We start from the raw sequence: 24,782 nt of genomic DNA, 5'->3' as shown, positions 1-24,782 counted from the left end.
AAAAGCACCCATGCACTTTCAGGCAGCTGGTTTCATTCCATAGTTGGAGATGTTTTGAAACCCGGTGAGTAGATGCTGTGCAACTCAGTAAAAAACAAATTTCTTTTGTCTATGCCTCCATAGCTGCCGTGCTGATGATGGTTTTAATTAGGAATCACAGCTGCACTACGACGAAAAAATGAAGGCCCACTAAAAGTACCACTCAATTGCATAAAAAGCTCCTTAAAAAGATATTCTTATCAAATTTCATGTTTCTTTTTATTTGTTTATATTTAGTCACGAAATACGAGCAGACGGCAACAGCCTCCTGATTTATCCACCTACGCTGAAACCGTTTTTTTATAAAATAAGAAATCTTTACTATGTCCAATAAGCCCTGGTTAGAAATTTACGCCTCAGGAATTCCTGCAAACGTGGATTATGAAAAGTATGACAGTCTTCATCAACTTTTGAAAGAATCGTTTGATAAGTACAGAGACAATGTGGCCTATACATTCATGGGTAAGGAAATGACTTTTCATGAAATCGAGGTTTCTGCGACCTATTTTGCAGCATACCTCCAATCCAGGGGATTGGTGCCGGGTGATAAAATCGCCATCGTACTTCCCAATATATTGCAATATCCCATCGCAGCATATGCCGCTTTCAAAGCCGGCCTGGTGCTGGTCAATACCAACCCGCTGTACACCGCCCGGGAGATGAAACATCAATTTGTGGACTCGGATGCCAAGGCCATTGTAATTCTTGAAAATTTTGCTGCGGAATTTGAAAAGATCGCCGCAGAGACAGACATCAGCGTGGTCATCACCACCAAAATCGGGGAACTATTGGGTACATTCAAGGGTATGCTTGTGAATTTTGGCGTAAAGTACATCAAGCGAATGGTTCCCAACTACGACCTTGTCAACAGCGTCTCTTTTAGTGAAGCACTCACGCAGGGAAAAAAATTCAAAGTAAGAGACGTGGAGAGGAATCCCGACGACGTCATCATACTACAGTACACCGGTGGAACCACTGGAGTTTCGAAGGGTGCCATGCTGACCAACCGAAATATGATTGCCAATGGCCTCCAGGTCAAAGAAATCATGAACCCATATCTGGAAGCGGGCAATGAAAACGCGTTGTGTGCATTACCACTGTACCACATTTTCGCTTTTACGGTAAATTTTCTAACCATATCTGCACTGGGAATGAAAAACATACTCATCCCCAACGCCCGGGATATCAACTCATTGGTCAAGGCATTTAAAAAAGAAAAGATATCATTGTTCCCCGGACTCAATACACTTTTTAACGCACTTCTGAATAATGAGAAATTTAAAGAATGTGATTTTTCAACATTAAAAGTGACTGTTGGCGGAGGAATGGCTGTTCAGAAATCGGTAGCCATCGAATGGAAAAAGGTAACGGGCTGTGTCCTCAGCGAAGGGTATGGTCTGACCGAAGCCAGTCCGGTGGTCACCGTAAATCCATTTAATGACGATGCCCGATTGGGTACCATTGGCATCCCTATTCCATCCACGGATGTCCGTATTCTCGGCGAAAACGGGGAAATTCTGGGGTATAATCAAATCGGAGAGCTGGCAACGAAAGGGCCACAGGTGATGAAGGGGTACTACAAGCGTCCGGATGAAACGGAAAAAGTGCTCGATCACGAGGGTTGGTTAAAGACCGGCGATATGGCGATCATGGAACCAGATGGATTCGTCCAGATCGTAGACCGAAAAAAAGACATGATTTTGGTCTCCGGGTTCAACGTCTATCCCAATGAAGTAGAAGATGTGATAGCCATGCATCCCAAGGTACTCGAGGTGGCGGCCATCGGGGTACCGGATGAACATTCTTCAGAAGTGGTCAAGATTTTTGTGGTCAAAAAAGAAAAATCACTTACAGAAAAGGAATTAAAAACGTACGCGAGGGAATATCTGACAGGGTATAAGCGTCCCAAATACATTGAGTTTAGAAGCGAACTTCCAAAATCAAATGTCGGAAAAATTTTGAGGAAGGAACTCAGGGATGAAGAAAACGCAAAGGACAATAAATAACTAATATCTTTCGTACTTTTGCCGTCAAGAGCATATGAAGATGGCAAGACTGATTCGGACATTTTGTGTAGTACTATTTACATCGATTGTAGCCTGTGCCTATGGACAACAGCGTTCTCCGGGCATACATAAGTTACCAAGTTTTATTAATACACCGCTCTCTGATGAGATAGCTCCCATATGGACCTGGGATGGGCAAACCATGTACTTTACGCGTATCAAGGACCCCAAGTTCAATAAAACGTTGCTGTATAATAATCAGAACCTCTACGAGACATTGCCCTATGGTGAATATGCCGCTTTTATCAGCAAACTTTTTGTCGATCTGGGAGACCAGGAAAGGCGTGATAAAATCTATCAAAGCCCTTTTAATCAGGATGTGTTTATCGCTGAACTCAAAAACGGATCCTTTGATCGGTTTGTACACCCTCAACACCCCCTTAATAATGCTTTACCGAACTCTGTCTGTGCAATTATGCCCGATCAAAAGACCCTCGTCCTCATGAATCAGTTTTATGAGAACGGGAGTATGTACAAGGGATTTTCAACATCAAAAAGGATTGGAGAAACGGAGTTCACCTGGCCAAAGCCGCTGTTCATCTATGATTTCAAGGAATTATCAGGCACTGACGCCAACCTGGCACTGTCACGCAATGGAGAAGTTATGATATTGGCCTTCGACCGGACCAATAAAAAAAATACCGATCTCAATGTTTGCTTCAGAGTGAATACGAGCACTTATTCTGAACCCATCCCTCTTGAAAATCTTAATTCGCCCTACCGGGAATTTAGTCCGGCCCTTAGCAAAGATGGTAAATTTTTATTTTTTTCCTCTACCCGGGGTGACTATCCTTTCCGGAGTAATATATATGTCTCACAGCGGCTTGATGACAGTTATACCCGGTGGAGCAACCCCCAAAAATTGATCGAACCCATTAATTCCAATTTCAATGACGGTCATCCTTTTATACTGGATAAGAAGCTTTATTTTGCTTCCGACCGGGATGGATCCTGGGATATATTTTATTTCGATTTCGATGAACACACCAACCAAGCACCAGAACCTGAACCAGTAGCTGAAGTCAGTCCGCAGCCACCACAGACCCCTACCCCAGCACCTACTATTGAAAAAAAAGCTGAAAAACCTAAGATTCATAACATTCGCATACGCGTCGTAGATTCTCAAAACAAAACCCCTTTGAAGGCATCTGTTCTTGAAATAGCAGAGAACGGACAAACCAAAATGCGATTTGACGTGGATGAAAAGGGGTTTTTGATGCGATTTGATGAAAAACAAGTGACCACGTTTTATCCTCAGCTGGATGGGTACATCACCAAACCCCGAAAATATGATATCGAAGCAATTTTGGACAAAGCAGACCAAATTCCCACGTTGAATATTCCGGTAGATGCCATTCGGGTCAACAACTCGATTGAAATGGATCCGATCTTTTTCAAAAGAGCCACCGATCGCATTCTCTCCGTCTCCTACAATGAAATACGCCGATTAGCTGTTATTCTCAAAAACCACCCGGAAATCGAGATTCTTATCAAAGGTCACACCGACGATTTTGGTGACTTAAATGCATTGATCGCCTTATCTGAAAAGCGGGCGTACGCCGTTAAACGTTTTCTTTTGGCTCAGGGCATAGATGGCGACCGGGTAGAAATCAAAGGAATGGGACCCAAAGAACCGATTACAGACAACTCAACGGAAGAGCTTAAAGCGAGAAACCGACGGGTAGAAATCATTATTTCCAAGGTGAATGAATAACAAGTTAGCGCACATAGTATCGATCATTTTTCACCCCCTCTGGTTTCCGTTTGGAATGTTGCTGATCTATCTGCACAGCAACCCTTTTGTATTTGGTATAAGCACCCCTTTTGATGATATGATCCTGGTTCTTCAGACCCTTATCACCTGCATCATTTTACCTCTGATCGCGGTAGTAATGATGTGGAAGATCAATCTGATCTCTTCATTGGACATGGACCACAGAATGGAACGCATCGGTCCGTTTATAGCCATGATGGTCTTTCTGATCTGGTATTATCTGAACATTGACCAGTACGGAGTAGCACCCATATACCGACTTTACATTCTGGGAAGTATTATTACTTTGGTCTTGACCTTTGTCATCAATCTCTTCATCAAAGTGAGTTTGCATACCGCGGGCATGGGAGGTGTCCTGTTAAATCTATTAATCGCTAAAAACGCTTTTGGATACACCTCCCTGTCAATAAGTTTTGGTCAAAGCAACTATCTGTGGAGCTACCAGATTATCCTCTTTATTGCTTTACTTATTCTATTTATAGTCTTACTTTCGAGGTATTATTTAAAAAAGCACACCCTCACGGAACTGTTTGGTGGTTTGATTCTGGGGTTCCTCGGCCAGATTCTGGCTATGGGTCTGATCGATGTAATCTAGCGGCTTTTGATAAATGAAATAGTTAATCGACTTCATAAAAACGATAAAAAATGAACAACAACACGCTACAACAATTGATAGAAGAATGCTGGGAAGACCGGTCATTATTAAAAGACCAGGCTACCCTGGACGCTATCGAATCTGTGGTAAAAAAATTAGATCAAGGCGAACTTCGGGTCGCAGAACCGGATGGAGCGCACAAATGGAAGGTCAATACCTGGGTCAAAAAAGCGGTTGTGCTGTACTTCCCAACCCGTCAGATGGAAACCATCGAGGTGGGGCCGTTTGAGTTTCACGATAAAATTCCGCTTAAAAACAACTACGCAGCGCAAGGCGTTCGGGTCGTACCGCATGCCATCGCACGGTACGGCTCCTACCTCGAAAAAGGCGTTATTATGATGCCCAGCTACGTGAACATAGGCGCATGGGTGGGATCAGGATCCATGGTAGATACCTGGGCCACCGTGGGTTCATGTGCACAAATTGGCCGGAATGTGCATCTGAGCGGAGGTGTGGGAATTGGTGGTGTTCTGGAACCACCACAAGCTTCACCCACCATCATTGAAGATAATGCATTTATAGGCTCCAGATGCATCGTGGTAGAGGGCGTTCATATAGAAAAAGAAGCCGTTCTGGGAGCCAATGTGGTGCTGACTCAATCCACCCGGATCATTGACGTCACCGGCGATGAACCTGTCACTTACCGGGGACGGGTTCCCGCCCAAAGTGTGGTCATCCCGGGCACCTTTGAAAAAGAATTTCCCGCTGGAAAATATCAAGTTCCATGTGCACTTATCATCGGCCAGCGAAAACCAAGTACCGATAAAAAGGTTAGCTTAAATGAAGCGTTACGGGATTATGATGTCTCGGTTTAATCCGCATTCCTTTAGCTGAAACACATCAATGGGTTTCATCCTGCAGGAATAAATCTTCAGGATGAAACCATCTTTTTTGACCTGTTATCCCCACGCTCGAGTCCAAGTATTCTAAATAGAAAAACACATAAGATGAAAAGAATTCCCTTTTTATTGATCGTTTTCCTCGCTGTCTCCTGCGGTGGAACAAAAAAAGCAACCGTCGATTCGACACCGGTCACTGAAATCCGGCAATTGGATACCCTGGTGGTCTCTGATGATCCGCAATTTGAAGAACTTCCCACCGCACCGGAAGAACACATCCCCAATGAACTACCTGTCTACCAGGCGTCGCCGCGTCGCATGATCGATATTCACCACACCGCACTTGATCTGTCTTTTGATTGGACAAAGAAAGAGGTTTTGGGTCAGGCTTTGATCACACTCTCTCCCTATTTCTATCCCATCGATGAGATTGTGCTCGATGCCAAAAATTTTGAAATTCAATCGGTGCAGAGAAAAGAGAACAACCAACCGCTCGAGTATAAATATGATGGCGAACAAATTACGATTCAACTGGAAAAGCGCAGATACAAAGGAGATGAATTAACCATATCCATCGATTATATCGCTCGCCCCAGCCGAACCGGTGGTAGTGATGCCATCACCGGTGACAACGGCCTGTTTTTTATCAATGCAGACGGTACGGAGGATAAACCTCAGCAAATCTGGACCCAGGGAGAGACCGAGCACAATTCCAAATGGTTTCCCACGGTAGATAAACCCAATGAACGTATGACCACCGACATTACCTTGACCGTCGACGACCGGTTCAAAACGCTGTCCAATGGTTTACTCATCGAATCCAAGCAAACAACCGATGGTCAGCGAACGGACCATTGGCGCATGGACCAACCCCACGCGCCCTATTTGGTCATGATCGCTGTCGGAGACTTTGTAAAAGTGGAAGATCAATGGAAGGATATCCCGTTGGGGTATTGGGTTGAACCGGAGTACGAAGAAGATGCGAAGTATATCTTCGACAATACACCAGAAATGCTGACTTATTTTTCAGACCTGATCGGCACCCCATATCCCTGGAAAAAATATGATCAGATCGTCGTGCGCGATTATGTATCGGGCGCTATGGAGAACACCACAGCGGTGGTATTTGGTGAATTCGTCCAGCGTAAAAAACGGGATCTGATCGATGACAACAACGATCGGATCGTAGCGCATGAATTATTTCATCATTGGTTTGGTGACCTGGTCACCACCGAATCCTGGTCCAATCTAACCATGAACGAGGGATTTGCGAACTACAGTGAACACCTGTGGCGAGCCCATCATTACGGGAAGTATGAGGGGCAGGCTCAGCTTTTTGACGAAAAGTATGGCTACATTTACAGTAGCCAGACCTCCGGCATCCATCCGCTTATCTATTTTAGCTACAAGGACAAAGAAGATATGTTTGATGCACATGCCTACAACAAGGGCGGACTGGTCCTGCATATGCTCCGGCATGAAGTCGGTGACAAGGCCTTTTTTGCCGGATTAAAATACTATTTGGAACGAAATGAATACAGTGCGGTCGAAGCCCATGATCTTCGGCTGGCGATGGAACACGTGACAGGCCGGGATCTCAACTGGTTTTTTAATCAGTGGTATTTTGAAGCGGGACATCCCGAGTTGGATATCGAATACACCTATGATTCTACTTCCCAATCACTCGACATTCTGGTCAAACAAACCCAGGATCCTCAATCCAGTATTCCCATATTTCAAATACCAGCCACATTCCACATTCACACTCCCGGGGATACCGTACAACAGGTCCGGTTCTGGCTGAATCAACGGGAACAAAATTTCACCGTTGAGGGACTGACAAACGCTCCGACGGTGGTTAACTTCAATCCAGATCATGTTCTTCTGGCACCGGCAGAGCAACATTTCACTACAGAGCAAGCCACCTACTTAGTCAATCACGCCGACCACGTGGGGGTCATTCTCGAGAATTTGCAAAAAGCCAATCCGATTCTCATAAATGTGGATCGGTTGCTGGATTTTCCAGCCAAAGATATTCAGTTGATTGCGCTGGACATGGTCCAACCGGGCAGCAGTCAGGCCATCCGGGATAAAGTCAAAGAAATGGCCCTGCATGCAGAAAATAGCTTCGTACGCGAAAAGGCTATATTAATTACCGGGCAACTGGGTCAACCCCTCGATGAAATTAAGCTAATTGCCATCGCACAATCCAGGGAACTGCCTTATCGCATCATCAATGCTGCTTTACTCTCACTCAGAGCATCAAATCCCCAGACAGCCATTGAAGTATTGCAGACCATTGATGTCCGCGAGTCTCCGACACTCGTGCCGGGAGCAGCTAGTATCTTTGCTGAGACGCGCGATCCCCAGCATCTTTCATTTTTTGAAGAAAACAAAACCTTTGTCAAAGGTCAGTCTGCCATTCCTTTTTATTCGAGCTATCTTTCATTGTTAGCCGTATTGGAGCCTGGTAAAATGATGGAATCCATCGCTGGATTAATGTCAGAGGGTCGGGAATCCGGTGATTTATTTCAGAAATACGGGCTTGTCAAAGGAGTAGCAGATCTCATCCGTTCGGAGGAGATCGAAGTGAACCAGGCTCAGGTCCTAAAGGAAGAGGTGAACCCAGTCATCCAGTCTGTGGACAATCCGAACTACCGGCGATTTTTTCAATCCATGCTGGATGCTGCGCAGTAAAATTATAAATTTTTAGATCATCCATGAAAAGCGAGTTAGACGATGAGTGATATTCTATCAGGACTTAATGAAATACAAAAAAAGGCAGTCAGTCAGATCGATGGACCAGTCATGGTCATTGCCGGCCCCGGATCCGGAAAAACCCGGGTACTGACCTTCCGGATTGCCTATATGATCCAACAGGGGATCTCGCCCCACAATATTTTGGCTTTGACCTTTACCAACAAAGCGGCCCGAGAGATGAAAGACCGGATCGAAAAAGTGTTGCAGGGCAATGTGGCCGGGCTCTGGTCCGGTACTTTTCACTCCCTTTTTGCGCGGATTCTTCGGATAGAGGCCGAACACATTGGTTATCCGACCTCATTCACCATTTATGACACCGACGATTCCAAGAGTTTGCTGCGCACCATTGTCAAGGAGCTCAATTTGAAAAAAGATGACTATCCGGCCAACCAGCTGCTATCGAGGATTTCGTCTCTAAAAAGCAACCTCATCACCCCTCGCACCTATGAACAAGACGAAAAACTGATGAACAGCGACAAAATCGCTAACCGGCGTGCTTTTCATAAGATTTACAGCCGCTATGTAGCCCGGTGCAAACAGGCGGGGGCCATGGACTTTGATGATTTGCTCTACCGACTGTACGAACTTTTTCAAAAGAAACCGGATATACTGACCAAGTACAGAGAACGGTTCAAATACATCCTGGTGGATGAGTTTCAGGATACCAACTTCCTACAGTATGCCATCATCCGGAAATTGTCAAAATATCCGGGGAGTCCAAAAAACATATGCATTGTTGGTGATGATGCACAAAGTATCTACGCCTTTCGGGGTGCCACCATCGACAACATCCTCGATTTTGAGAAAGATTTTAAATCAGCCCAGGTTTTCAAACTGGAACAAAACTACCGAAGCACACCACACATTGTCGCTGCTGCCAATGAAGTCATTGCAAAGAATCGGCGTCAAATAGAAAAAAAGATCTGGACCTCGCAGGGGGAAGGTGAAAAAATACGGATCCTTAAAACGGTTTCTGATAATGAAGAAGGGAAGCGAATCGCCGACCAAATCATGGAATACAAAAATCGTTATCATGTTCCCAACCAGGAGATAGCTATACTATATCGAACCAATGCGCAATCCCGGGTTTTCGAGGATTATCTGCGCCGATACAACATCCCATATCGGATCTATGGCGGGCTCTCCTTCTATCAGCGAAAAGAGATTAAAGATTTGTTGGCCTATCTGCGTCTGCTTATCAACCCCAGTGATGAAGAAGCTTTCAAACGCGTTGTCAATTACCCCAAACGGGGGATTGGGAATACCACGATGGACAAGGTTATGGAACATCGCACCCGGGAGGGGACTGATCTTTATACGGCAGCGCAGACGGCACCGCTTTCACCCCGGGCCCGAACACAGCTCAATAAATTTTTGAAAGTCATTCGGGCAGGAATTAATAAAAACGAAACAGCCGGAGCTTATGAGGCAGCCGAATATGTAGCCAATGCCAGCGGCATCATCAAGACATTCAAAGATGAAAACACCACCGAAAGCCTGAATCGACTGGAGAACATAGAAGCGCTTCTCAATGGGATCAAGGACTTTATGGATGAGGATGAGGTCAGTGAACTGGGCATCGAAGTAGAAGAACGAACCCTTGCTGCCTACATTCAGCACATCGCCTTATTGACCGACCAGGACAATGATTCTGAGGCAGAAGAAAAAATCACTCTGATGTCCATTCACGGGGCAAAAGGTTTGGAGTTTGACGCGATCTTCGTTGTGGGATTGGAGGAAAATCTATTTCCGTCCTTTATGTCTATGGAAAATGAGAAAGACATCGATGAGGAGCGTCGACTGTTCTATGTGGCCATCACCAGAGCCCGGAAATACCTGACGCTTTCTTTTTCCAACTCCCGCTATCGTTATGGAAAGGTCGTATACAACCGGCCGAGCCGATTCCTGGAAGAAATCAATGCCGAGAACTATGACAATCCAAATACGGTTTTTGGAAAAACATCCTTTGCAGGGGGTGGTGCGGAAACAACGACGCCTTCTGCCAGAACCCGGTTTAAACCCATAAAGAAGAAAAAAACCATCGTGGCCCCAGCAGACTTCACTCCAGCTTCTTCAGACGAAATCAAAGAAGGCATGGAAGTAATTCACCAGAAGTTTGGCAAAGGAAAAGTCTTAAAGATTGACGGACGAAATGACAGCCGCGTGGCCACCATCTATTTTAATGAGATTGACACCCCACAGCGCAGGATTATGTTGAAGTTTGCGAAGCTGCAGATTGTTTGAGTAGTTTGTGGTTTGTGGTTGTGGTTTGGAAGATCCATTGTTTCTTTTTTGTAATTAATTTATTCTACGTCAGTCAGGGGGGGGGTAGAAATGAAATAAAACAACATGAATTGACGACACTATTTTGTGCATCAACGAGGCATGAACTATGAAGAATATTTCGGAATAAATGCGGCTATTATGAATTCAAATGGTATAACTGACTGGTTACTCAATCTCGCTTTTCCTATTCGCCCGGACAACAAAATATTTCAAGAATAATTTCGTTAACCCAGTGAATACTGTAAAAACATATTTACGTATTCGATAACATCAAAACAAGGTCAATCGTACAAAACACCGACAGCATATGAAATCAATTCTTTTTACCCTATTTATCATAGGATTTTCTACCCAACTTTTTGGCCAGATCGAATTTCGTGATGGGACCTGGGATGACCTGCTCGAAATGTCCAAAGCGGAGGATAAACTCATTTTTGTCGATGCCTATGCCGTGTGGTGCGGTCCCTGCAAACGGATGTCCAAGGAAGTATTCACCCAGGCCAGCGTCGGTGATTTTTTCAATGAAAATTTCATCAACGCCAAAATAGATATGGAAAAAGGGGAAGGTCCTTCCATTCAGCGGAAGTATGGCGTGACTGCTTACCCAACCCTGTTGTTCATCACGCCCGATGGGGACCTTTTGCACAAGGCACGAGGCTATCAGCCGGCGGATCGATTGATTAATAATGGGAAGATCGCGCTTTCCAAAACCAATAAAGCCGATGAATTTGCGACGAGGTATGACGAAGGTGAACGGGATCCGGCTTTTGTCCTGGAATATATCCAGCAACTCAACAAAGCAGATAAACCGACAGAGTCGATTGCGCTGCAATATTTTCAAGAACAAAAAGAGGTGGAGGTACCCCTAAAAGCCCGAATTGCGTTTGAAGCGCTTAAAAATATGGATTCGCAGCTCCTGCAATACGTCATGGAAGGAAAGGCGACGATCAAGGAAAATTATGACCAGAGCGTGATCGATGAAAAATTAGTTGCTGCTGCCGAAAGCACCATCAATACCGCAGTCGAATTCAACGCACCCTCCGTGTTCCATCAAATGGTCAGCAGCCTGGAGCAGATGGAGCTCTCTCCCGCCTTGTTGCAAAGCGTAGAACGAAAGTACTATGCGCAGACGGAAGATGAATCGGCCTTCCTGGAAAGCATCAAGACATCACTGGAGAGCGAGTCGGCTGATCCGGGGGCTTTGGCGATGGAAATATACCAGGCTTTCCCCAACTCAAAATCCATGTTGGAATATGGCCGGGAAATCTTTGATAGGAACTTTGCCAAGAACATGACCGTGGAGAATTACGTGACCGGTTTGTCTCTGGCCATCGGATTGGAGGATTTCGTGTACATGGAGCAAATTTTCGAAACGATGAAAATGAAGCCCAATCCAAACCCGCAGGAGAAACGCCAGGTGGAAGCCTTGTACCAGAAAGCAAAAAGCTTTCTGACCCGTCAACTCAAGCCACAAGGGAATTGATCGGAATCTATACGGAACCTTTGTCTTACACGTTGGACTCAACAGCGCACTGCTTCTGTAACGACCTACCCTAAAGAAGCAATTCGCTCTACTTTCTTTTTTATATAATACCTTTGTCTCTGTGGAATTGCAAATCATATTTCTGTGGGTTCTGATGACCTTTGTAGTCGGTGCATCGGTGGGTGTTCTTGGTAAACGCTACGGCGTCGCCTATCCGATCGCATTGGTAGCATCATTAGTGGTTATGGCCAATATATTTGCCAATAAAATGGTCAGCATGGGGCCGTTTACTTTACCGGGGGGTGTCATCATTTTTTCAATGATCTTTCTGATTACGGATCTGATTTCAGAGCACTGGGGTAAAACACAAGCCCGAAAAGCCGTGTGGGCTGGTTTTTTATCCGGACTCGTGCTGATCGGTGCGACCTATCTGGTCATTTATTGGCCGCCGGCGCCTTACGCCATTGAATTTTCAGATCAATTTTCGGACGTATTGGGATTAACGCCCCGTATTACCGTAGCCGGATTTGTTGCCTACCTGGTGTCCCAACATCACGATGTGTGGGCTTTCCATTTTTGGAAGCAAAAAACCGGCGGACGCCACCTTTGGTTGCGAAATAATGCTTCTACGATCGTCAGTCAGCTGCTGGATACGGTAGTATTCACTTTCATTGCCTTTTATGGGGTTGTTCCCATTTGGGACATTATCTGGAGTACCTGGATCGTAAAAACATTGATCGCTTTCGTAGACACCCCTTTTCTATATTCGTCCATTTGGTTAATGAAAAAAGTTCCGGAAGTCGATGCCAGATGAACTTTATTTTAACAAGGTTAATTGATTAAAATGATTAAACACCAAGGCCTGGAAAAAGGCAAGTTCTAGTCCCAGGCATTAATGTTGTTTAACCTGTTGGTAAAAAACTCAGGATTTACGCAATGTAAATTCTGGCATTTTCAGTAATTCACCTCCTTTTAGCGCCGATTCATGCGCCAATATTCCCACGCAGGTAATATTTGCAGATTCCCGGGCATCCGGATATCCATGTTTTCCATGGAGCAAGGCTTCCATAAAAGCATGGACCAGGTGGGGATGTGAACCGCCATGACCGGCACCCTGCGTAAAGGATAAGTGCTGGTGATCATCTTCATCATACACTCCACCCTGCGTGAATGGCTGAATCTCCTGAGGCAATAAATGCGCAAAATCAGGACATTCGGTATTCTCCGGAATTTCAGGTTCAGGCTTTTTGGCTGTATGTACCACCAACGGATCATGTTCAATCAACGGCCATTCTACCGACTTTTTGGATCCGTACACCTCAAAGCTCTCTCTGTATTGCCGGGCAACATCAAAAAGCGATCGGTACACGTGCGCAGTCAGATCACTGTCTTTAATCTTAATGTGTGTGGTCTCCACGGCAAACGGAGAATTATAGTATTCATGCAATTCTTCGCGAATCGTACCCGAACCAAAACAAGATACCGTTTCCGCTTCGCCTCGGGTCAATCCCAATACAGGTCCTACGCAATGCGTGGCATAATGCATGGGAGGTAATCCCGGCCAATAATCCGGCCATCCATCCATGTCCTGCTGGTGGCTCGCTTTAAGAAACTGAACTTTCCCCAATTCTCCTTTTTCATATAAATCCTTCATATACAAAAACTCCCGGGCATACACCACCGTCTCCATCATCATATAGGTCAACCCGGTTTCTTCCGTTAATCGGACAATCTCTTTGCACTCTTCCACCGTCGTGGCCATGGGAACCGTGCATGCGACATGCTTTCCCGCTTTCAAGGCCTGAATACTTTGGATACCATGGAGTGGGATGGGGGTATTGATGTGGACCGCATCTACCTCCGGATCTTTCAATAACTCCTCATAAGAAGTATATCTTTTTTCAATCCCAAACTGATCTCCGATCTCATCCAACTTGTCTTGAGAACGCTGACATATGGCATACATATTGGCACCGGGGTACCGTTGATAAATAGGGATAAACTCTGCCCCGAATCCGAGACCTACAATGGCGATATTCATGTTGAAGTGTTTTTTTATTCTGAAAGTGTCCCAAAATAATAAAATTAACCAATCTCATGAAAAACTTTTGAATATTCTCGGCCGAAGATCGTCCTTCATGATCTTTTAGTACAAAGAAGAAAAGTCTGGCTTCAACCCCTTCTGCGAAAAGCTTGTGGGAATCAGGTATAATTATATTGATCTGGTCTGGAAATAGACCCATCCCTTGTCCACCTTTCAAACAAAGACACGTCTTTCACCATTATTCGATAACATGCAATTTCTTATAATCCCCCGGCGTCATTCCATATTTCTTTTTAAACGCGGTCGAAAAATGCTGTGCATATTTGTAGCCCACAGCTTCAGCAACTTGCTGAATAGTCCTGTCCTTTTCCTGGAGCAACTCCACGGCCTTATTCATCTTCAGATGCTGAACATAGCCATAAACGGTATTCCCCGTAATGGATTTAAATCCCTTTTTCAAGTAAAACTCATTGCTCCCTACCTGTCGGGCAAGTTCTGGTATTCCAGGCGGATCCGTAAAATTAGCTTCGATCAATGATTTTGCTCGTATAATTTTATCATATTCATGCTCCGGTACATCATCTGACACCGGGTGGACGGGGGAAGAATATTTGAATTGGTTCAATAAAAGTTCCAGTACCTTAATTTTAATGTGGATGCATTGAAAGGGGCAATCCGAGGAGCAACATTCAATCTCATGAAGAAGTTGTCTCATGTCCTCATTGAGCCCCTCAAATTCAGAGTATAAAACCCCGGGTTCATTTTTCATAATTTTCAGCCGAAAATCCCGGAACCGGGGAATGTCTTCCAGGTACTCCATAAAATGGGGCAAAGCGTACTCAATGATCAAGCATTTGAATTTTGTATCCGTCACCTCAATGGTTCGCTGGCTATCCGACGCGTAACATATATTGTGTGACGGCCCCTTACCATGGATGGATTTTGCAGATACCTTAAATTGACAGCTGATTTCTCCCTCCAATAAAAAAAACATTTCGGCCTGCTTGTCATCCGACACCAACTCCAAAGTGTATGATTTCTCACTCTGAAGTTCTATGATAATAATTTTAAATAATTCGTAGCGTGAAACTCTGAATTGACCTCGAACCTCAGGGTGCGCAATGACCTGTAGGTGATCATTATCGTCTTTTCTCGGTGTCGGGCTGTCCAGGTCCAGTTCAGTGGCTTTCTCATCTCCCAACACAATTGTTAATCTCATAATATTCCGTTTCACGTATTTTTTCTTCCCGATGACGTACTTGAATTAAAGCGCCAGTAAAATACATTAGCGGTCAAATGTAGCTATTTATAATAAATCTAAATATAAATACTGAATTTATTTTCAAGAATTATCACCATAATTCATTGAGCAAGAGCCTATTGCAGAACCTAAAACAACCATGATGAAAAAATTTATCCGTATCATACCATTTGCCATACTTAGTCTGGTCCCCACAGCGATCCTATCTGCCCATGCCTTATTTGTAGAGACCAACCCCACAGGAAAATCCGGTGTTCTTCAGGAAGTCACGATCTATTATGCAGAACCACATGATGGAGTCAAAGAAGCCGTTTCGGATTGGTGGGCCGATATTAGTGATTTTACTTTATGGCTGCACCATCCTGACGGGTCAAAACAAGCCCTGAACACTACCCCCGAAAACAATCATTTTAAGGCCATATTCACACCGGATCAAAACGGTGTTTATACTTTAACGGTCTCGCATACTGTCAATCAGCTCGCCGGAACCACGCAGTATGTGTTCAGTGCTTCTGCACAGGTGTTCGTTGGTAAACATGGCAATAGGAAGACGGTCGAACCAGTGAGTGCGAATCAATTGGTTTTAGCGAAAAACCCGCATAAACTCAAGAAAAACAAAGAAGTAACTCTTACCAGCTATGAGAACAAAGTACCGCTCGCTGAATCATCCTTTTCCATTTATGCCCCAGAAGGCTGGCAAAAAACAGTACAAACCAAATCTCACGGCACGACTTCCTTTGTCCCTGAATGGAAAGGGAACTATTATATCGAGCGTATTCAGAAAGAGGAAGTACAAGGTCAATCGTATGAGGAACTGGTACAAATCTATACGACGGCTTTGGTCGTGCGTTGAGGGGACCTCTAAAAGCGATCCAATTATTTATAAAATGCTCCACAAAAATGATCTCCAGTATTTTAATGACCTGTTTTATCGGATTCTCACTCTACTATTTCACTTCCGAAAGAGCCACGGTGACCTACCAATCTGTAACTATCGACTGGATCGGTCAACATCATGAGGAAAGTAGAATATTATCGACCGTGTTTTTAACGGCAAGTGCTTTGCTTTCAATGTTTCAATGGGGGTTACTTGGGGGGTTATTTTCGTTTTGTGTCATTTTGATGACAGTCGGAAGTCTGACCTTTCTTCTGCAGCCACTTCAAGTCTTGAGTCCTGTAACGCTGATGCTGATCGGTGTGTTCATTATTCTATTGGAAGTGATAATATAGACCAATGCCTGCCAATAAAAAACATCTCACGAAATCCCCTTTTGAACGATTTTTAAAAATATCTGCCGGCCTGGTCGGTGGCTATATGATCACGGAAGGACTCCATATCGCTTTGGCCATGTGGACCCATATTGGGAATGTATTGGTCACGCTTCGGTATGCCGGATTCATACTTTGGGCCGGCCTGCTCATCGTGGCTTTGATAGCACGTAAAGGATGGAAAATATGGTTGCTCTATCTCGCTATTTTCATCCTGCTGTGTGGCATCATATATACCGGTAAAATAGTTCACCCCATCGAATAACTCATCATGTCAAGACGAATATACAACATCCTTTTCCACAGTCATACGATCAGCGGCATCATCATCAGTGCGCTCCTGTACGTCATTTTCTTTACCGGTTCCATCTCTTTTCTCCGGGATGAAATCAATGCCTGGGAGCGCAATGAGCCCATTGAACAGGGTTTTTTTGGAACCATTGATTTTGATTCTGTTTTTCAGCACCTGGATCAGGAACATCCGTTGTATGGAAGGGACATTTCGTTAACCCAATATTATGACGAACGCCGGGTAAACACGACCATCAGTGCATCCAAAGATACGACGTTAAGTAAAGAAGATAATAAGCGCTCCTTCTTTTATCTGGACCTGCTGACTAAAAAGGATAATAGCTATGCCACCAACTATTCGCTAGGGGAGTTCTTTTACCGGCTTCACTTTTTCGCCCAGCTTAATTTCTATGGGAGATCGGGCTATTTGTTGGCCGGGCTCGTGGCTTTCTTTTTTCTCTTTGCTATTGCTACAGGAGTACTCGTCCACTGGAAGAAAATTATTCCTAATTTTTTTGTTTTCAGACCAGGGACGAAATGGAAAACCATCTGGACCGATGCCCATGTGGGGCTGGGTATACTGGGGTTGCCCTACCAGTTTATGTTTGCGGTCACGGGGGCATACCTGATCATCGGGTATTCGCTGATGCTTGATCCGGTGAAAAAGTTCCTTTTTGATGGAGATCAGTCCAAGATGGCAGCAACGATGAACTACGAAGAAGAAACCCAATACGAATATACCGGGGAGGCCGTAATTACCTCCATTTCTATTCAAAAATATGTAAATCAAACATTGGATAAGTATGAAGATCTGGTTCTTCGTTCCGTGGAAGTGTATAATTACGGAGATGAAAGCATGCACGTAAAAGTTACCGGTCATCCGGCGCACAAAAATAAATTGTTGGGCAGTGGATTTATGATTTTTAATGCACTGACGGGTGAGGTTGTCGGAGAGAAAGATCCGTATGCGACGACCTCCTACATGGAAGGTGCCACCAATACGATCCTTCGGTTGCACTTTGGTGATTATGGTGGATATGGGATGAAGCTGATTTATCTGGTATTGGGGTTGGTGACCTGCTTTGTGATTCTGTCCGGTGTGATGATCTGGTTGGTTGCCAGAGATAAAAAACACATTGACCCGCGGAAACGGAAATTCAATGCATGGTTGGTCCACATCTATTTGGCGGCTTGCTTGTCGATGTATCCAGTCACTGCTTTTTCTTTTATCATGGTCAAATGGCTGGGCACGGCGGAGCTCGAAAACCGCCAGGCGTTTATTTATGATTGGTTTTTCTGGCCGTGGCTGTTCCTGAGTCTCTTCTTTATTCTCTTTAGAAACGATCGTTTCACGACAAAAACCAGCCTTGTGCTTGGATCCGCACTGGGATTCCTGGTCCCTGTAGCGAACGGATTGGTATCTGACAACTGGATTTGGATTACGCTTCAAAAAGGACATCATCAGATATTCATAGTGGATCTGTTCTGGCTCCTGCTTTCCCTAACTTCCTTATTTGTTTTACTCAAAATGAAACGGAAGAAATCGGAATCAAAACAACCGCGCGAAAAAAACTCACCGGCATCAAGTAAAAATAAGAGGGCCATGAAGGCTGAAATAAGTTAACCCGCTCATTTTCCGTCTGGCGTATGGATATTTCCCGATGACGTATAAACGCACGCTAGGCCATTGAATACATTTGCACTGTCCTATTATTTATAATTAGTCTAATTAGCGCATCAAATCATACATCGTGATGAAAAAAGATATTCCTGGAATAAGATTCTTCGTACTGTGCACCTTGCTAGTCCTCATCTGTGGATCACTATCTGCACAAGTTCAAAAAACCACCATAAGTGGTACGGTATATGATGTGCAGGGAAGTGCCATCATTGGTGCCACCATCAAAGTTCAGAACCAGAACACGGGTACTACATCTGATGTTAAAGGACAATACAGCCTGGAGCTCCCCCAACCCGGCACCGTCGTTCTCGAAATTTCGTATTTAGGATACGAAGTTCAACAGAAAAAAATTCAGGTCGGTTCGGGTCAGACCGCCAAGCTCGATTTTACATTGAAAGAATCTGCCTATGCCCTGGACGGCATCACCATCTCGGGAAAGACAGCACTCCGGTCAGTAAAGGAAAAAGCCTTCAACGTACAGGTCGTCGATGCTCTACAGCTCCACAATACCACGCTGGATATAGGTCATGCACTGGACCGCATTTCGGGGGTCCGCGTTCGGGAAAATGGGGGCGTGGGTTCGCAGATGAATGTGTCCCTGAACGGCTTCCGGGGAAAACAGGTTCGCTTTTTTATAGATGGGATCCCCATGGACAATTTTGGTTCGTCTTTCCAGCTCAATAACATACCAATCAATCTGGCACAACGTATCGAAGTATATAAAGGGGTGGTACCGGTCGGACTGGGAGCGGATGCGCTGGGCGGGGCTGTCAATATCATCACCCGACCGCAGACTCAAAACAGTCTGGAAGCGTCCTACTCTTATGGTTCCTTCAACACCCACCGATTTAACATATATGCTTTATTCACCGGGGAAAATGGCTTTTTTGCCAAGATCAATGCTTTTGCAAACTATTCGGATAACAATTACAAGGTAGAAGTAGATGCGGCAGATATTAACACCGGGGCCTATTACCCAAAACAAAATCTGGAACGATTCCACAACACCTACCACAATGAAAGCATCATAGCCAGCGTAGGAGTGCGAGACAAATGGTTCGCCGATGAACTGGCATTGGAATGGACCGCCGGTCAGAATTACAAAGAAATTCAGACGGGAGCCCGGATTGTTTCTGTGTTTGGTGGCTGGCACCGGCGCGGAAATATTCTGATGCCCGCCATCACTTACCGTAAAAAGAATTTCATCCTCGAAAACCTTGACTTCCGGCTCAATGGTCATTACAACCTGGGATCAGAACAAAACATCGATACCTTGCACCGGCGCTACAATTGGTTCGGTCAATACAAAGAGTATCCCAATGCCGGTGGCGAGCGTTCTTATTCTACCTACAAATACGGCAACAACAATGGTTTGGTCGTAGCAAACCTCAATTACAAATTGAATGAGACACACAGCGTCGCCTTGAGCAATACGACCAATACCTTTAACCGGAAAGGGAGTGATGCCCTCGATCCAAATAATGAAATCTATGAACAACCCCGCATTACACTTAAAAACATCAGCGGTCTGGGGTATCAATTTTCTCCGGGCCCATGGAATAGCTCACTTTTTATCAAAAACTACTACCAACAAAATAAATTTGCTCAAAGTTATAACCCATCGGGCAACTACGGGGATGTCGCTTATCGAAACAATACCAACGACTTTAATTCTGTGGGTTATGGAGTGGCCGTGAGCCGGTTTTTTACCGAAAACCTACAGGTAAAAGCCTCCTTTGAAAAAAGCTATCGAATGCCCGAAACCGGCGAATTATTTGGCGATCTGATCAATCTCCGGGGGAATACCGATCTACAGCCCGAACAAAGCTTTAATTACAACCTGGGTGCCAGCTATTGGTGGACTTTCCGGGACCACCACAACATCAACTTCAACACCAATGTATTTTATCGGGATGCCATGGATTTTATCCGTCCCAGACTGGATAAAAACCAAACCATGCAAATCATGGAAAATCTCGGCAGCGTAATCAATAAAGGCCTCGAAGCTGAAATCCGGTACCATCATCTCCAAAACATAAGGATGGGGGTGAATATAACTTATCAGGATCTCCGAAACAACACCCGGTATGAGCAAGGGCAAACCATCCAAAGTGCCGTGTACAAAGACCGGATCCCCAACATGCCTTTTTTATATGGTAATGCGGATGCGACCTATACTTTTCACGATATATGGCGAAAAGACCACCAGCTGAGTATCGGATACAATGGCTTGTACGTGCATGCTTTTTACCTCTACTGGCCCAGTCGGGGGAGTGACAAGCTGAGCATTCCGAGTCAAATATCCCATGATCTCAATGTGACCTTCACCTTTGCCAATAAGATGCAGTGGATTCTGGAGTGTAAAAATCTGTTGGATAAAAAACGCTTTGACAACTTTAGCCTGCAAAAACCAGGTCGAAGTTTTTCAGCCAAAATAAAATATACTTTTTACTAATGAAAACCATTTTAATTATGAGAAAACAATCAACTTACCTGGGATTATTAGCCCTGTTTATACTGAGTCTGGGCTGCGATAAGGATGATCATCCCATTACAGAAAATCCTGATCCTGAACAACCTACTGCTGTTTCGAAATACATTATCTCTGCCAATCCGGTCGCTTCGGAAGGCGTGGCGGATTATTTACTGACCGCCGAAGACCTGTCCGAAGGCACGGTGACTACAGAAGGAAACGGGGTGGAACAGGACGGAACGTATCGGTATTATGTCACCCACAACAACAAGTTCTTTAGTCTGCTCTATGGTCAGGGCAATCCAGGCGCAGTGACGACTTATCAGCTGGATTCCAAAGGTGAACTGGAAAAAATATCTGATTTTCAATCCGAAACCGTTCAGGCTTTTGCTCCGGTAAATGACGATTTACTATTGACGAAAATATCCAGAAGTGACGAGGCTCCATATGCCTACTGGTATCGGCTGGATACCGAAACCAATCAATTCGTGGATGAAGGTCAGATCAACACCAAAGAACTGGCCGGTAATGGAGAGTTGGCATTTTTCAGCTGGATCACCCAGGTAGAAGATAAGGTGTTCCTGCCCTATATGAGCGTAAAGGCATGCTGCAACGATGTATTTGGCACCTCCCACCCCGATAGCGCCTGGATTGCCGTGTATGATTATCCTGAAATGGAATTGGAGAAAGTCATCACCGATGACCGGACCAGCTTTATCGGACGGTATTTCAACAGTGGTCTTACGGTTGATGAGAAGGGAGATATTTATGCGATTTCGTCCGGAGTAGCGATGAACAATGGTTCACCGAGTACCACGAAACCATCTGCAGTGACCCGGATAAAAAGGGGAACGACAGAATTTGATCCTGATTACTATTTTGACATCGAAGCAGCCACAGCGGGCTACTACATCACAACGAATACCTATGCAGGAAACGGTCAGTTTCTGGTTTACATGCAGCCCGTTGCGGAGAAAGGACCCTATGCCACGGGAAAAAGCTATGCCATCCTGGATGTGTACGAAAAAGCGATCACCTGGATCAGTGGACTACCTGATGCGAAATCCATCGTCAGTAATACTTTAAGAAGCAATTATGTTTCGGAAGATGGACGGACGGTCTACATTGGGATAACCACTGAAGCGGGTAGTTTTGTATACAGCGTAGATGTAGATTCCGCAACGGCCACGCGGGGACTCGAGGTAAAGGGTGGTGTGATCACTGCAATCAATAAACTCGAATCCACAGAATGATTTTCATCCCCATGAACTATATTTCAAAACGGCAGAGCTTTGTGGCTCTTGCCGTTTTTTTTTTGTCCTCATATTGTTCTTTTCTTACCAGGCGGTCCAGCCCCCGTCCACGACCAGATTGTGTCCGGTCACAAAGCTGGAGGCATCGGACAACAGAAAGAGAACAGGTCCTGCGATCTCCTTCGGTGCACCAATTCTTCCCAACGGAACTTTGTTGGATAACCGGTCGATAAATTCGGGGGTTTCTGCCTGCACCTGTTCGCTGGGAAAAGGTCCCGGTGAAATGCAATTCACGCGCACCCCGGTACGCCCCCATAGCACGGCCAGGTATTTGGTCATCTGAATAATACCGGCTTTCCCCACCCCGTATTCGATGGGGTTCGCCTTCATGGGTGGCAGATACATGTTCGGATCGGGAGACACCATGCCATACATGCTCGAGAACAGGACAATCTGGCCTCGCCCTTGTTCGACCATATGCAGACCGACGCTTCGTGCTAATAAAAATGTTGATGTGACGCCCAGCTGACTAGCCTGGTCAAAATCCGCTCCGGTCATTTCTTCCAGTTTTTTACCCGCGGCCCCATAAGTTAAGATCACGAGCCCATCCGGTACTCCGGTGTCAGCTATTTGTTCTTCAATAAACCGATCAATGGCCTTTTCATTCCGGGCATCCAGCTCAACCGGATAAAGGGTTTCCGGATGCTCCAGATTTTCAGCAAATTCCGCTGCTCGTCCATTAATATCCGCACAGACCACGTGGTAATTTTGCTCCAGCAGTGTCGCCACAATATGACGTCCCAAATACCCGGCACCTCCGATTACCCATATTGTTTGATTCGCCAGAGAATAAATTGATTTCATAAATTTGGTTTTGTTATAGATCTAAAAATAAGATGGCGTGTGGGTAAACCCGGTAATTTAATTATAGTTTGCTTTTAGTTGAACCCCATATGGGGTTCCCAATAAACATCGTCTATAACCCCCGGCTGCACTTTGCTTGCCGGGGGTTATTCACTTTGAACCCCATCAGGGGTTCTGAGTAGTGGGGATCTCTAATTATCATGAAATTTCAACGCATTAGATCTCATATTGACTACCCAACAACGCCGGAGGTGTTGAAGGTGAATAACCCCGAATAAGCCGATAGGCGCCATTCGGGGAGGGGAAGGCTAATGCTTTGAACTCCGTAGGTGTTCAACCTGACCATCTTATTTTTTGACAGGGTTTGGGTATTTTATTAACCCAATTATATGGAAATCTAAACCCCGTCATTTTTTACTTATTTTGGACGCTTCTATACAAGGATCAAGACCTTACCACATCAAATAAATCATTCGTTTCATTCCATTGTATCCGGGCTACCCAAACACTACCATTGCTCCCATATTTTTCGACACCAGCAGGCTGCATCCATTCAGACACCGTGACCCAGGTTTCATCCGGGCTCACATCCGTTACACCAAAATTACCCAATCGGGCACCGCGTTCGGGCACCAGGATGCGTTCTGTCTCCCGAATCACGCACAATTTTTCCGGATCAACCTCGGCCATAAAGAGTGGGGCCCGGTGGCGAAATACGTGATCGTTGTCAGCTCCACGACGAGTGTATACCAAGAACAACCCTTTACTATGGGTCACCCAATGCTGTTGGGTATTATAGGTCCCGAGATCCGACCCATCGTCAAAAGTCCATCGCCGGTAGGTTTCATACTGCAGACCATCTTTACTGCGCGTCACATAAGAGGTTTTGTCATTGCGCATCACGAGATAATAATTTCCTTCGTAAAAAGTCACCGACGGTTCATGAAGACCCCTGGTCTCATCATCAACCGCCATTTCATTTCCCTGATCGAGCACGGTAAGGGTCTGCCCGTCATAGCCACATCGAAGAACGGTAACCTTCGAATTGGATTCGGGGGGCATAAAATAAATGGGTAAGATAATCTCGCCATTCGCCAGGTCATACCGCTGGACACTTCCAGCTCCGGCATTGTGGAATTTATTCGTGTCAGGCATTTCCAATTTTTTCCACTTATTCCAGCGGTGGGTCTTCGGGTCATACATGGAATAAGACGTATGGCGGGGTCGAGGATGAGCCACCTTCCAGTCCGGGGTGTACACCACCGTATGGCCGATCCCGAGCAATTGCTTGCTTTGGTGGTGGTACTTGGGCCAAAAATCACTGGCGGCCACGGGACGCCGGACCCCATCGATGGTTTCGAAGCGGGGCGACATCATTTCCTGTTTTTCAACCGGTGACCAGGTCTTCCCCAGGTCTTGGGTATGCAGCCCATACATCCCTTTGAACACGTCGCTTCCGGCAAGATCGAGGGTTGTCATGGTCATGGCAATTTCAGGCATCTGCCCCACCCCCTGGTGCGGTACAATACCACCCCGCGGATGCACATAGCACATTTCTCCATCAAAGTATTGAGCGGCCACATCGCGGGTCAAGTCATAATTTCCAGGTCCCTGACCACCGAAGCCCAGAGTTTTACAAGATGGAACAGCCATTAAGGAAATACCCCCTATCAGGCTGTTTTTTATAAATTTTCGTCGTTGATTCATAAGTGTCTAAGATAAGGAGAATTCACAATGTCGTTAA

At 45.2% G+C, this 24,782-nt stretch carries 18 protein-coding genes; 14 read left to right on the top strand and 4 right to left on the bottom strand.

What is annotated here, in order from left to right:
• Positions 1-362 precede the first annotated feature (362 nt).
• The 8 genes from KUV50_RS00165 (at position 363) to KUV50_RS00130 (ending at position 12,716) form a co-directional block, all read left to right on the top strand.
• On the top strand, positions 363-2,045 hold the full coding sequence (locus tag KUV50_RS00165) for an AMP-binding protein (protein ID WP_222578051.1): 1,683 nt from the start codon (positions 363-365) through the stop codon (positions 2,043-2,045).
• A 40-nt stretch (positions 2,046-2,085) separates the two neighbouring features.
• Entirely contained in the window at positions 2,086-3,819 is a 1,734-nt protein-coding gene (locus KUV50_RS00160) for an OmpA family protein (protein ID WP_222578050.1), read from the top strand.
• Positions 3,812-4,474, top strand: a complete 663-nt coding sequence (locus KUV50_RS00155) for a hypothetical protein (protein ID WP_222578049.1) — start codon at positions 3,812-3,814, stop codon at positions 4,472-4,474. The genes KUV50_RS00160 and KUV50_RS00155 overlap by 8 nt, the downstream gene beginning before the upstream one ends.
• A gap of 50 nt (positions 4,475-4,524) precedes the next feature.
• A complete protein-coding gene (locus KUV50_RS00150; protein ID WP_222578048.1) occupies positions 4,525-5,349 on the top strand; it encodes a 2,3,4,5-tetrahydropyridine-2,6-dicarboxylate N-succinyltransferase in 825 nt (274 codons plus the stop codon).
• A 132-nt stretch (positions 5,350-5,481) separates the two neighbouring features.
• Positions 5,482-8,070 carry a M1 family metallopeptidase gene (locus KUV50_RS00145; RefSeq protein WP_222578047.1) on the top strand — a complete coding sequence of 863 codons (2,589 nt, stop codon included), beginning with the start codon at positions 5,482-5,484 and terminating at the stop codon, positions 8,068-8,070.
• A 42-nt stretch (positions 8,071-8,112) separates the two neighbouring features.
• Positions 8,113-10,377 (top strand): ATP-dependent helicase, encoded by a 2,265-nt coding sequence (locus KUV50_RS00140; protein ID WP_222578046.1) that lies wholly within the window; start codon positions 8,113-8,115, stop codon positions 10,375-10,377.
• 349 nt (positions 10,378-10,726) lie between these two features.
• Positions 10,727-11,902 carry a thioredoxin family protein gene (locus KUV50_RS00135; RefSeq protein ID WP_222578045.1) on the top strand — a complete coding sequence of 392 codons (1,176 nt, stop codon included), beginning with the start codon at positions 10,727-10,729 and terminating at the stop codon, positions 11,900-11,902.
• 121 nt (positions 11,903-12,023) lie between these two features.
• Positions 12,024-12,716 carry a queuosine precursor transporter gene (locus KUV50_RS00130; RefSeq protein ID WP_222578044.1) on the top strand — a complete coding sequence of 231 codons (693 nt, stop codon included), beginning with the start codon at positions 12,024-12,026 and terminating at the stop codon, positions 12,714-12,716.
• A gap of 108 nt (positions 12,717-12,824) precedes the next feature.
• On the opposite strand, the gene KUV50_RS00125 is transcribed toward KUV50_RS00130, so the two are convergent.
• The gene (locus KUV50_RS00125; RefSeq protein WP_261394939.1) at positions 12,825-13,943 is read right to left on the bottom strand and encodes a Gfo/Idh/MocA family oxidoreductase; all 1,119 of its coding nucleotides are present in this window, start codon (positions 13,941-13,943) and stop codon (positions 12,825-12,827) included.
• 241 nt (positions 13,944-14,184) lie between these two features.
• Positions 14,185-15,165, bottom strand: coding sequence for a helix-turn-helix transcriptional regulator (locus KUV50_RS00120; protein ID WP_222578043.1), 981 nt, complete (start codon positions 15,163-15,165; stop codon positions 14,185-14,187).
• A gap of 184 nt (positions 15,166-15,349) precedes the next feature.
• On the opposite strand from KUV50_RS00120, the gene KUV50_RS00115 reads away from it, so the two are divergent.
• The 6 genes from KUV50_RS00115 (at position 15,350) to KUV50_RS00090 (ending at position 22,174) form a co-directional block, all read left to right on the top strand.
• The gene (locus KUV50_RS00115) at positions 15,350-16,060 is read left to right on the top strand and encodes a hypothetical protein (protein ID WP_222578042.1); all 711 of its coding nucleotides are present in this window, start codon (positions 15,350-15,352) and stop codon (positions 16,058-16,060) included.
• A 47-nt stretch (positions 16,061-16,107) separates the two neighbouring features.
• Entirely contained in the window at positions 16,108-16,437 is a 330-nt protein-coding gene (locus tag KUV50_RS00110) for a hypothetical protein (RefSeq protein ID WP_222578041.1), read from the top strand.
• Positions 16,438-16,441: 4 nt separating this feature from the next.
• Positions 16,442-16,741, top strand: coding sequence for a hypothetical protein (locus KUV50_RS00105; protein ID WP_222578040.1), 300 nt, complete (start codon positions 16,442-16,444; stop codon positions 16,739-16,741).
• 6 nt (positions 16,742-16,747) lie between these two features.
• Positions 16,748-18,391 (top strand): PepSY-associated TM helix domain-containing protein, encoded by a 1,644-nt coding sequence (locus KUV50_RS00100; RefSeq protein ID WP_222578039.1) that lies wholly within the window; start codon positions 16,748-16,750, stop codon positions 18,389-18,391.
• 130 nt (positions 18,392-18,521) lie between these two features.
• Positions 18,522-20,903 (top strand): TonB-dependent receptor, encoded by a 2,382-nt coding sequence (locus KUV50_RS00095; protein ID WP_222578038.1) that lies wholly within the window; start codon positions 18,522-18,524, stop codon positions 20,901-20,903.
• A gap of 17 nt (positions 20,904-20,920) precedes the next feature.
• Positions 20,921-22,174, top strand: coding sequence for a DUF4374 domain-containing protein (locus KUV50_RS00090; RefSeq protein ID WP_222578037.1), 1,254 nt, complete (start codon positions 20,921-20,923; stop codon positions 22,172-22,174).
• A gap of 84 nt (positions 22,175-22,258) precedes the next feature.
• On the opposite strand, the gene KUV50_RS00085 is transcribed toward KUV50_RS00090, so the two are convergent.
• Complete coding sequence (locus KUV50_RS00085; RefSeq protein WP_222578036.1) at positions 22,259-23,038, bottom strand: SDR family oxidoreductase; 780 nt, start codon at positions 23,036-23,038, stop codon at positions 22,259-22,261.
• Positions 23,039-23,482: 444 nt separating this feature from the next.
• Positions 23,483-24,745, bottom strand: a complete 1,263-nt coding sequence (locus KUV50_RS00080) for a sialidase family protein (RefSeq protein WP_222578035.1) — start codon at positions 24,743-24,745, stop codon at positions 23,483-23,485.
• Positions 24,746-24,782 lie beyond the last annotated feature (37 nt).

Origin of the sequence: Membranihabitans marinus (assembly GCF_019802045.1) — a bacterium.
Classification (GTDB): domain Bacteria; phylum Bacteroidota; class Bacteroidia; order Chitinophagales; family Saprospiraceae; genus Membranihabitans; species Membranihabitans marinus_A.
This window is presented reverse-complemented; position numbering and strand designations above follow the sequence as displayed.